The sequence below is a fragment of the Lacinutrix sp. C3R15 genome, assembly GCF_018860825.1.
Lineage (GTDB): Bacteria > Bacteroidota > Bacteroidia > Flavobacteriales > Flavobacteriaceae > Oceanihabitans.
Window position 1 is genome coordinate 1 of the sequence record NZ_JAHKPZ010000018.1, and the last position, 3,357, is coordinate 3,357.

Annotated in this window: 4 protein-coding genes; 2 read left to right on the forward strand and 2 right to left on the reverse strand. The window is 29.7% G+C overall.

Annotated features, from left to right (window positions below):
- Window positions 1-28 precede the first annotated feature (28 nt).
- Both KO494_RS07770 and KO494_RS07775 read right to left on the reverse strand, forming a co-directional pair.
- Entirely contained in the window at window positions 29-169 is a 141-nt protein-coding gene (locus KO494_RS07770) for a hypothetical protein (protein ID WP_215967040.1), read from the reverse strand.
- 148 nt (window positions 170-317) lie between these two features.
- Complete coding sequence (locus tag KO494_RS07775) at window positions 318-473, reverse strand: hypothetical protein (RefSeq protein ID WP_215967041.1); 156 nt, start codon at window positions 471-473, stop codon at window positions 318-320.
- Between the two features lie 286 nt (window positions 474-759).
- Here KO494_RS07775 and KO494_RS07780 point away from each other — a divergent pair, with 286 nt between their 5' ends.
- Both KO494_RS07780 and KO494_RS07785 read left to right on the forward strand, forming a co-directional pair.
- Complete coding sequence (locus tag KO494_RS07780; RefSeq protein WP_215967042.1) at window positions 760-1,530, forward strand: hypothetical protein; 771 nt, start codon at window positions 760-762, stop codon at window positions 1,528-1,530.
- Between the two features lie 155 nt (window positions 1,531-1,685).
- Entirely contained in the window at window positions 1,686-3,224 is a 1,539-nt protein-coding gene (locus KO494_RS07785; RefSeq protein WP_215967043.1) for a rhomboid family intramembrane serine protease, read from the forward strand.
- The last annotated feature ends 133 nt before the right edge of the window (window positions 3,225-3,357 follow it).

The following is a 3,357-nucleotide window of genomic DNA, read 5'->3' on the forward strand; positions in this document are numbered from 1 at the left end:
TCCATATACGAGAACGTTATATACAATACTATTTTTTGCCACCAATCTTTGCGTGCTCACTCAAAACGTCTTGTATGTAGTTTTTAAGGTCTTTCTTTGCTTTGATAGCAAGTATCTGTAGTTTTTCATAAGTACCATCTTCTTCGTTTATATCAATTAACTTTCTCATTTGTCTTTACCGTATTTTTTAACATAACAATCGTAGCATAGTTGAGGACTATTTTTTGTTATAGATATATTGTTACCATCTACATATTGAAAAATTGCAGAGCCATCTTTTTTAACGCTGCAATCTCTACATCGGTATAATTTAGTTTTTACCATACTCTAATACTGTTTTTTTTGTGTTTACCTGTTTTTGTTAATTTGTTAGTTCTTCTAGTTCCATCCTCGCAATCAAAAACAATAAAGTCATTGTGTTCTTTAACTATTTTTACTGTTTGTCCTAATTCGTTTTCTATTTGAGTTTTCATAATATTTATTGTTTTAATTTCTATACTTCAAATATACATCATATATATAATATATACAAGCATTTTATAGTTTATTTTATAAAAACTTTATTTTTATGCAAAAATAATTTGCCAACGCTCTAAAATAGTACAGTATATAACACCGTATAAAATTAATGCTTAGATTCTAGTTTTCTAAAATGGTTTATTTATTACCTAGACACTTTTACTGTCCGAGTGTCCAAGTTATTTTAATCGCACTAATCTTATACAAGTACGTTCTACGCAATTTAAAAAAAGCAGTACATTGAAAAAAGCATTTTACATATTAACAATATTCTTAATTACATTGAACGCTCAAGCTCAAAATGAAAAATCCGAAATTATCGGAACATATGGAGATGTGATTTTGGCTAATGGAGAATTTGGTGGAACTGAATTGGAATTAAAAGCTGACGGAAATTTTAGATTGCGAACAACTGATTATGTTTACCCACAAACCTTTAAAGATTATTCAAACGAGGGAAACTGGATTTTAAAAAACGGAGAAGTTATTTTAAATCCAAATTTAAAAAGACGAGAGCCAAAATTGAATATAACCGAAAAGCAAATCGGACTTAAAGACTCAATTGAAATTAAGGTCAACCATTACGTTGAACTTTACGAAAACCAAAACTTGATTGAAAAACAAAAAACGGAATTTGAAATATTAACTCTATACTTTAACAAAAAAAGGAAATACAAGCATTTGACAAGAGAATGGATGAAAGAAGGAAGTTGTGCTTGGGCACCTCGAATTAAAAATAGAGTAAATTTAGATTCTACGAATACTTTTAGAATAGCTAAAAAAGATATTGAAAAAATCGGAATTTACACTTATGGATTTACAGATTATATAGAACTAAAAACGGAAAATGAAAATTCTGATTATTACGAAATTGATATTGTAATTCCTATCGACAAAGAAAGAATGCCGAGAAGTAAAAAAGTAATCATAAAAGGAAATAGAGCATATTTTTATGAAATTAAAGGAAAAGTAAAAAAATCGCTGAACAATTTGTGGAAAAAAACTGCGTAGAACACCGTGTATAATTAATTGCTTGGTTCTTGCCTACTTGCGAAAATTCCTGCGGAATTTTCACAGGTTCGTAAATGTTTATTAACTTAGTTGCTTAACCACGCAACTAACCATACACAAACACGTTAGCTTGCATTTAAAACCAACATCGAGAATTGAACAATATTAAAACAAAACTTCAAGAAGTATATATTCCATTTTTAATAGTTTCGATAGGAACTATTCTTTTTTATAACATATTTCGTTGGACTTTAGATATCAAACTCGGAATTTTACCCTTAAAAGAAAACTTATTGAATTTTTGGATTCCTTTCGCTCTTCCTTGGATTCCAATACTTATTTGGTTACGAAGAAGAATTCGAATTTTAAATGTTAGAGGCAAAAGAGATAATGGATATTTTGGATATCAATTTGCTATGGCAGCAGCAATAGCTGTACCAATAATAATAAGTCAAAACTACATTGAGAAAAGTTCTTTTGACTTAAACGAAATATCTTCAATCTCAAAAATTAAAGAATTAAAAAACGAAAAATATTTTAAAATAACCTCATTTAATATAGACCATAACTCAAGTCTTCCATATGTAACTGCTAGAACTTCTGGTCGAAATAATGAGAATCTGAACTTTTACTTATATCTCGCTTGTCCGTTTGAAGAAACAAGCTCTGTTTGGTACGGAGTTGAGTATAAAAAGAATTTAAGCAATCGTATTAATGAACAAAGGAAAAATTCAGAATACAGAACTTTTTTAAACAAATCAGAACAAGAATTTAAAACCTATAATTTTCAAGATGTAGAATATTTTGAACGGCTAGGATATTCAGACGACAGAGATGGATTTATAGAAGCAATAAAAGAAAAAAACGCTAATCTAAACGAAAAGGAACAAATAATACTTGTACCTAAAAATGATGTTTTTGAAGAAAGACTCGGCAATTCATTTCCTTGGATTTTTGGGTCTTTTGGTATTGGAGCATTAGCTCTTTTGTTAATGGTAGTAATTCCAAAAATTAACGAAAAGGAATTAAACGATTTTAAAAAGAATAAACCACTAAAAGAAGATGGTTTAAAAGATATGATTGGCTTTTTAAATCCAATGGGCAAAAATAAAGCCACAGCAATTTTATTGCTTCTAAATATTATTGTTTTTCTAATTATGACATTTGACGGACTAAACATAGTTTCGCCTACACCAAAAGAATTACTCGAAATTGGAGGGAATAGAAGGTTTGAAGTTATGAGTGGCGAATATTGGAGGTTATTTACTTCGATGTTTATTCACGGTGGACTATTACACTTGTTTATGAACTTAATAGGTCTTGGACTTGGAAGCAGTTTATTGGAAAACATTCTTGGTTCGATAAAATTAATAATTATCTACATTGTTTGTGGAATTCTTGCAAGTTTAGCGAGTATTTATTGGCACGAAAACACAGTTAGTGTTGGAGCATCTGGAGCAATTTTTGGGCTTTATGGTCTGATTTTGGCTTTTACAGTTTTTAAAATTTACCCAAATTATATGAGAGGAATGACTTGGATGCTATTAGGACTTTACGCAGGAGTAAGTTTGTTATTTGGATTTTTAGGCGGAATTGATAATGCAGCTCATTTTGGTGGACTGATAAGCGGATTTGTAATTGGAGGAATTTTAATATTGACAAATAAAGAACAACTGAAAAAAAACGCAAGCTAACAACGTATAAAATTAATTGCTAGTTCTCACATACTTACGAAAGTCCTCGCGGACTTTCTTGGTTGGTAATTATTTACTAAATTAGTTGCTTAAACCACGCAACTAATCTTATACAAAACCGTTACCTACAATT